The following is a 6936-nucleotide window of genomic DNA, read 5'->3' on the forward strand; positions in this document are numbered from 1 at the left end:
GGCTATCCTGGAAAAGGTCGCCCGTGCGAAACAAGCGTTAGAGTCACAACACTAGGACTGATCACGGTCGTCCCGGCCTGGGCTCACGAGGTACCGACGGCTCAGACGGTCCAGGCTCCCGCTCACAATCCCATTGATTGTTACTGTCGCGCAGAGGGGAAGATGGTTCCTCTCGGAGAAAGAGTCTGCCTCAAGACCCCGGAGGGGCCCAAACTGGCGCAGTGCCGGATGGAGATCAACGTGATGTCCTGGAGCATCACGGAGATGCCCTGTCCCGAGACATGAGAAAGATGTCGAAGCGGTAGCTGAAAAACGCGGGAAGAAGAGCCCGAACCCGATGCGGCGAGGTGTCAGAAGAGGCCCGTTACGACAACGAGAATATATGAAAAGGACACGCAGACAGCGGCGATATTGAGCCTTGATGCCCAGTCGAGCTTCGATGTCATGTTCATCGGTGGAGCCCCTATCTCTGAAGGGGTTGAAGCCCCCTCTGAATGGAGAGGCAAGCTATCAAACCTGCAGGGTCCTGAGAAGCACCCCGGACGGGCTAATGGCTCGTCCGCCGGGCCGATGTAATCGTTAACAAAATGTTAACACATTGTTTTTCCGTATAGAATTTCCGCTCCGTTCAGAGTGAAAAAAGTTCCTGCTCAATTCTGTCGCACCCCGATTTGGCTGGTCGAGAGGATGCAAAAGGAGTGCCTGAGAGAGCTCGAATCATTGCCGTGTCTGAGATGGACTCGAGATCCAACGACCTACCCCGTCAGGGCCTTCGCCCGTCCCCGCTCTGCGGACTGGGAGAGCGTCCCATATCCTGGCTTGTCCCGGCCGTTCCGACGGAAAGAGTGGCCTCTGTGTCATTCCCGGGAGGACGCGCAGCGGAACCCGGGACCCAGAACCACAAACGATGCAGGACCAGCCTCGACGCGGCTCGCCCCGTCCGCATCTGCTGCCGGTCATAGCTTCCCGCCTCCGCGGGAACGACAGGGGCTGCGGTTCAGGAGCCCAATGGCGGAAGAATTTGATCCGCGCGACCGGCCGAAGGCGGTCCTCCGTTGACGGGATATTTACGTCCTTGAGCCAGTCTCCTGTCCATGCGTCGTGGGTTAGTTGCGTTTTTTGCCCTATCGCTCGTCGGGGTTGGGCTCACCGGTTGCGGGCTGTTTCGTTTCGAGCAGCGCGAGCCTTGGCGTGCGCAGGCCGAGGAGGCCTGCCTGTCGCAGCGCCTCGTCCAGCCTTCCGCCTACATGGCGCTCAGCTCGAAGATCGATGGGCCAGGCGTCTGCGGCATGGATTATCCGTTCAAGGTCTCGGCCTTCAACAACGGCGCCGTGGGGCTGAAGTCGAAGGTCACTCTGGCCTGCCCGATCATCCCCAGCATCGATTCCTGGCTCGACGAGATCGTCAGGCCGGCCACCCAGATGTATTTCGGCGTCCCGCTCGTCGACATCAAAGCCGGCTCCTATTCCTGCCGACCCCGCAACAATCAGATGGGCGCGAAGGTGTCCGAGCACGCCTTCGGCAACGCCATGGACGTGATGGCCTTCGTTCTGGCCGATGGGCGGGAAATCGCCGTGGCCAAGGGCTGGCGGGGCGGCGACCCCGCCACGCAGGAATTCCTGCGCGAGGCCTTCGTCGGGGCCTGCCGCTACTTCACCACGGTGCTCGGCCCCGGTTCGGACGCGTTCCACTACGATCACTTCCACATCGACCTGGCGCGGCACGATCCACGCGGCCAGCGGCGCATCTGCAAGCCGATCCTGAAATTCGAGCCGCGAATCGATCCCGAACGCAGCCGCGAGGTCATCCGGAGCGCGGCCTCGTCCGGCGACCTGGCGCCCGTCGATCTGGAGCAGGACGTTGCGGATGGCGAGGTCTATATCCCGCCGGCTCCGCCGCCTCCGTCCCCGGCCATCGCCGCCCCGGTCGGCCCTGCGCCGCGAGCACCCTCCGGCGGCTACGCGGCCGACCTGCCGGGAGCGAATGCGGGATCTCCGAGGTTTGCGCCCGCCCAGGGCACTTCCCAGGCACCTCTCCCACCCATGGCCCGTCCGGTCGACCAGACCTACGCTCCGCCCCGAACGCCGGGGCGGTCCGCCGGCCAGCCGATGATGCTCAACAGCCACGCCATCTATTAAAGCGTAACCGGATCTTGACCTTCGCGAACGCCGCCCACATGGTCGATGTTGCACGGTCTGAAGACTTGGTGGAGCATTTTCAATGAAGTGGCTGGCGGCTATCATCTCCTGCATGCTGTTGAGCGCGCCTGCGCTTGCGCGCGAGATCACGCCCGCGGAACGGCGGGACGAGCCCTTCGACGCCACGCTGCCGGCCTGCGCCGACCCAGCGGTGCTCAAGAACATCAGCTCGCGCTTCTCGCATAAGGAAGGCCGGTTCTGGAATTCCAGCCTCGAGCTCGTCGCCTTCGAGCGCATTCAGGAGGTCGCGTGGCGCCCCTGGGGGCTCGACTACATCCCCCGCCGCTACTGCACGGGCACCGTGATCGTCTCCGACGGCTATAAGCGCCGGATCAACTTCTCGATCCGTGAGGATCTGGGCTTCATCGGCATTGGCTGGAACACGGAAGCCTGCGTCGACGGCCTCGACCGCAACTACGCCTATGCGCCGCATTGCAAGCAGGCGGCCCCTTGATCCTGCGCGGGTGGCCGGAGGATCGTGCGGAAGAGCGGTCCCGGTTATTCGCGGACGCGGCCCTCCGGGGTGGGCCCAACGATGCACCTCCCAAGAGAAGACGCATGGGACGGATCCCGAGAGTGGCCTCCACTTTTGGGTCCAAGGCTTTAGCCCTTGCGGCTGCCTTCCTTGTCCCGATCCTGCCTTGCGCGGCCCAGGGCCCCCGGGAGGCCAGGGGCGTCCCCATGGGGCAGTTCGATTTCTACGTGCTGGCCCTGTCCTGGTCGCCCGGCTTCTGCGAGAGCAGCGGCAGCCGGAACCGGCAATGCGATACCGGCAGCGGTCTCGGCTTCGTGACCCACGGTCTCTGGCCGCAATGGGAGCAGGGCTATCCCAGCTTCTGCGAGCCCAGCGGCCGCTTCGTCCCGCAGGCGGCCATGGCCGACACCAAGGGGCTCTTCCCGGACGATAACCTGGCGCGTTACCAGTGGCGCAAGCACGGAACCTGCACGGGGGAGAGCCCGAGCGGCTATTTCCGCGCGGTGCGGCAGGCGCGGGACCTCGTGCGCGTTCCCGACAGCTTCAACGGCCTGGACAGCCGGCCGAAGGTGCTGCCGAGCGAGATCGAGCGCGCCTTCATCAATGCCAATCCGGGCTTGCGTCCCGACATGATTTCGGTTTCCTGCGGACGGCGGATCTTCCAGGAGGTCCGCATCTGCCTGACCAAGGATCTGCGCGGGTTCCGTCAATGCCCGGAGGTCGACCGCGACGGGTGCAGGGCGGGCGAGATCACCGTTCCGGCCGTGAAATAGCGCATCGGGCCGATGCCGTAGGACGACGATGAATTACCGACATGCCTTCCACGCCGGCAATTTCGCCGACGTCATGAAACACGCGCTCCTCGTGCGCATCCTGGTTTACCTGCAGCGCAAGGAGACGCCGCTGCGCGTCATCGACACCCATGCGGGCATCGGCCTCTACGACCTCGCCGGCGACGAGGCCGGGCGGACGGGCGAATGGGTCGAGGGGATCGGGCGGCTGGACGAAGCCTTCGCTCCCGACGTGGAGGAGATCCTCGCGCCCTACAGGAGCGTGGTGGCCGAGGTGCGGGCGCGTCACGGCGAGACGATCTATCCCGGATCACCGGCCATCGTACGCGAGCTTCTGCGGCGTCAGGACCGGGGCGTATTCGTGGAACTGCATCCGGCCGATTACGCGGTTCTGAGCGATGCTTTCAACGAGGTGGCCAATCTCAAGGTGATGCATCTCGACGGATGGACGGCGCTGCACGCGCTGATCCCGCCCAAGGAGAAACGCGGCCTCGTCCTCATCGATCCGCCCTACGAGAAGCCCAACGAGTTGGAGCGGCTCGGGACCGAGATGATCGGTGCCGTGAACAAGTGGCAGACCGGAATCTATGCCGGATGGTACCCGATCAAGGAGGTGGGCTCCGTCGACGCGGTGGCGGCACGCCTGCACGCGGAATGTCCGCGTCCCGGCCTTCGCCTCGAACTCTATGTGGACGATCCACGCGATCCGTCGCGGCTCAACGGCAGCGGCCTCTTCGTCATCAATCCGCCCTGGGCCTTGAAGCAGGAGGCGGAGACGCTTCTGCCCGCCCTGGCTGAGCGCCTGTCGCGCAGCGGCTATGGCGCATATCGCTGCGAAGCCTTCGGCCCCCCTGCTTAAAGCCAATTGCCGCACCAGTGTCGAGCGTTCATGACTCCTGCCACTCTGCAGCATCGGACCCCAAAGTGGACCTGCACTTTTGGGATTCGACCCGATGCTTCGTCCATCAATGAGAGCATCGTTCGGCCGGAAAACCGGGTCCACTTTTCCGGACGATGCTCTATCAACAGGAGCCATTCATGCTCGTTCTCCGCTCTTCGCCCGCATCGCCCTTCGGCCGGAAGGTTAAACTGTCGGCTTCCATCCTCGGCCTGACCGACCGCATCGAGGTCATCGATGCGGATACCCTGAACCCCGAGGATTCGATCCGGCAGCAGAATCCGCTCGGCAAGATCCCCGCGCTCATCCTGGAAGACGGCGATGTGCTCTACGATTCCCGCGTGATCGTCGATTACCTCGATCATCTCGCCGGCGGTGGCGTCATCCCGAACGGCCTGGAGCGGTTCTCGGCCCTGCGCGATCAGGCGCTTGCCGACGGCATCATGGATGCGGCGCTGCTGCAGGTCTACGAGGGACGCTTCCGCTCGGAGGACAAGCACGAGCCCAAATGGGTCTCGCACCAGTCTGACAAGGTCCGCCGCGGTCTCGACTACGCCGAGGCCCATCTCGCGGCACCGGGTCAGCCGCTGCATATCGGCCAGATCGCTCTCGCCTGTGCGCTGGGTTACCTCGATCTCCGCTTCGGTGGCCGCTGGCGTGAGACTCATCCCAAGCTCGTCGCATGGCTCGCGGATTTCGAAACCCGCGTTCCGGCCTACGCCAAGACGCGAGTGACGCCATAAGGCGTTTCAGGCGACGCCGCTCCGGTTCGCCGTAAAACCAGCACTGCTCCGAAACAAAAAGGCCCGGTGTTGCCACCGGGCCTTTTCGATCGCCGAAGCGATGGGTCTTAGTAGCTGCCGAACTTGAAGTTCAGGCCGGCGCGGACCACACCGAACTCGGTGTTGTTGCCGCCGCCCGTCGCGGTCGGGGACAGGAAGTCGCGATCGCGATCGAGGTTCACGTACAGACCTTCGACCTTGGCGGTCAGGTTGTTGGTGAAGGCGTACTCGAGACCACCACCCACGGTCCAGCCGTTGGCGTCGTCCGCGTAAGCGAAACCGCCGGTGGCGTAGATGAGGGCGCGGTCGAAGGCCACACCGGCGCGAGCACGAACCGTGCCGAACCAGTCGCTGGAATCGTCTTCCTCGTAGCCCGGGATGGCCGCGTTGAAGCGGTAGCGGGTGCCGAGGTCAGCGTACTGGATGTCCGTCTCGAGACCGACGACGAAGGAACCGATCTGGTAGTTGTAACCGATCTGACCACCGCCGACGAAGCCGCCGTCGTTGCTGTCACCGGTGAAGCCGAACACGGGGTCATAGAGACGGTCGTCCGTCATCCAGCCATAGCCTGCGTTCACACCGGCGTAGAAGCCGGTCCAGGTGAAGACCGGAACGGCAGCAATGATCGGAGCCGGGGGAGCAGCGCGGAGCGGGAGGTCCGCAGCAGAAGCGGCACCGGCAAAGCCGAGGAGAGCGACGCTGGCGAGAAGAATTTTCTTCATGGTTTCTCTTTCCTATCGATGTCATGCGAGCTCGACCCGGTCTCCTGGGTCAAGCCAAGCACTGTCCTTTTATAGAGCGACAACCGGTCGAGGGCTGTGACCTGACAACCACAGCGGCAAAGACCACCGTGGCAGGATTGTGGCGGCAATGTGCGAGTTTCCCCTTGCGTCATCGCTGGTGTCCTAAACGCGGAGCTTGGCCATTGGTTCGACGGGCGAGCGAAAAAATGTCATTTTCTTGTCCGGCACGCGCTGGTGCGTTGCAAAGTTACATTTCAAGGGGTCGATCATGAACAAAGCCGCTCTCGTGACCGGCGGTGCGCAACGCATCGGGCGGCGGATCGTCGAACGGCTAGCGGAAGAGGGCTACGCGGTGGCAATCCACTGCCGGCGCTCCAGCGACGAGGCGGATGCGATGGCGGCGCGGATCCGTGATAGGGGCGGGCGGGCCGCCGTCGTCCAGGCCGACCTGGCGGATGGCGCCGCGGTGGAGCGCATCGTGCCGGCGACTTTCCGCGAGCTGGGTCCGCTGACGCTGCTCGTCAACAACGCATCCGAGTTCGAGCCCGATGAAGTCGAAACGCTCTCGCAGGATCGTTGGGATCGGCATTTTGCCGTCAACCTGCGCGCACCGGCTTTTCTCGCCCGCGACTTCGCCCATCAGCTTCCCGCCGACGGGCTGGGCTGCATCGTCAACATCGTCGATCAGCGCGTGTGGAAGCTGACGCCGCAGTTCTTCTCCTACACGCTCACCAAAGCCGCCTTGTTCACCGCCACGCAGACCATGGCGCAGGCGCTCGCGCCGCGCATTCGCGTCAACGCCATCGGGCCCGGGCCGACCTTGTCGAACGTGCGCCAGGGCGATGATGATTTCAACAAGCAGAGCGAGGCGGTGCTGCTGGGGCACGGCGGCTCGCCGGACGAGATCGCCGATGCGGTGCTCTATCTGGCGCAAGCGCGGAGCGTCACCGGCCAGATGATCGCCGTCGATGGCGGCCAGCATCTCGCCTGGGAAACGCCCGACGTCGCCGGCATCAGGGAGTGAGGGCGATCGCCGAGATCAGCCTGCC

The 6936-nt window shown here is 64.1% G+C and carries 7 protein-coding genes; 6 read left to right on the forward strand and 1 reads right to left on the reverse strand.

The window, feature by feature from the left end; all coding sequences use genetic code 11:
- The first annotated feature begins 1094 nt into the window (after positions 1 to 1094).
- The 5 genes from OC446_RS25265 (at position 1095) to OC446_RS25285 (ending at position 5105) form a co-directional block, all read left to right on the forward strand.
- Positions 1095 to 2138, forward strand: coding sequence for an extensin family protein (locus OC446_RS25265; RefSeq protein WP_262031766.1), 1044 nt, complete (start codon positions 1095 to 1097; stop codon positions 2136 to 2138).
- Between the two features lie 82 nt (positions 2139 to 2220).
- Positions 2221 to 2652 carry a hypothetical protein gene (locus tag OC446_RS25270; RefSeq protein WP_262031767.1) on the forward strand — a complete coding sequence of 144 codons (432 nt, stop codon included), beginning with the start codon at positions 2221 to 2223 and terminating at the stop codon, positions 2650 to 2652.
- Between the two features lie 227 nt (positions 2653 to 2879).
- Positions 2880 to 3446 (forward strand): ribonuclease T2, encoded by a 567-nt coding sequence (locus OC446_RS25275; protein ID WP_262031768.1) that lies wholly within the window; start codon positions 2880 to 2882, stop codon positions 3444 to 3446.
- 28 nt (positions 3447 to 3474) lie between these two features.
- Entirely contained in the window at positions 3475 to 4323 is an 849-nt protein-coding gene (locus OC446_RS25280) for a 23S rRNA (adenine(2030)-N(6))-methyltransferase RlmJ (protein WP_262031769.1), read from the forward strand.
- Between the two features lie 179 nt (positions 4324 to 4502).
- Positions 4503 to 5105, forward strand: a complete 603-nt coding sequence (locus OC446_RS25285) for a glutathione S-transferase family protein (protein ID WP_262031770.1) — start codon at positions 4503 to 4505, stop codon at positions 5103 to 5105.
- A gap of 107 nt (positions 5106 to 5212) precedes the next feature.
- Here the strand turns inward: OC446_RS25285 and OC446_RS25290 are convergent, their stop codons facing one another.
- A complete protein-coding gene (locus OC446_RS25290; RefSeq protein WP_262031771.1) occupies positions 5213 to 5866 on the reverse strand; it encodes an outer membrane protein in 654 nt (217 codons plus the stop codon).
- Positions 5867 to 6155: 289 nt separating this feature from the next.
- Between OC446_RS25290 and OC446_RS25295 the strand changes: the two genes are divergently transcribed.
- Positions 6156 to 6911 (forward strand): SDR family oxidoreductase, encoded by a 756-nt coding sequence (locus tag OC446_RS25295; RefSeq protein ID WP_262031783.1) that lies wholly within the window; start codon positions 6156 to 6158, stop codon positions 6909 to 6911.
- The last annotated feature ends 25 nt before the right edge of the window (positions 6912 to 6936 follow it).

This window comes from Microvirga sp. Mcv34 (assembly GCF_024519725.1).
Classification (GTDB): domain Bacteria; phylum Pseudomonadota; class Alphaproteobacteria; order Rhizobiales; family Beijerinckiaceae; genus Microvirga.